The following is a 416-nucleotide window of genomic DNA, read 5'->3' on the forward strand; positions in this document are numbered from 1 at the left end:
TTTCATGGTCAGCAAACTCTTTACCGTTGTCAAAGGTGATAGTTAACGCCTGCTCACCTTTTAGCATGCCAATACAAGCTTGTGTGACGACTTTTGCCTTGCGATTGGGTAGCGCTTTGATCTTAGTCTCTCGAGTCGTTCTATCTACTAAAGTGACAAGCACACCTTGATGCCCGTGACCAACCACCGTATCCCCTTCATAATCGCCCATACGACTGCGCGTATCAATGATACTAGGACGCTCAGTGATATCACAGCGGTTCGCTATTTTCCCGCGCCTATCATTGCCGTGCAGATACCGTCTCTTATAACGCTTTTGACATCTAAGGGCGTTGTGTAGATCACCCCCTGCCTTTTTGTCAGTATAGATGTGTTGGTATATTGATTCATGGCTTGGGACATCTTGCCAACCTAGT

General features: G+C 46.6%; 1 protein-coding gene. It reads right to left on the minus strand.

Translation table 11 applies throughout. The features are described 5' to 3' along the window. On the minus strand, window positions 1-416 hold a 416-nt coding region (locus CXF58_RS13750), incomplete at both ends, for an IS30 family transposase (protein ID WP_145989772.1).

Source organism: Psychrobacter sp. Sarcosine-02u-2 (genome assembly GCF_002836335.1).
Classification (GTDB): domain Bacteria; phylum Pseudomonadota; class Gammaproteobacteria; order Pseudomonadales; family Moraxellaceae; genus Psychrobacter; species Psychrobacter faecalis.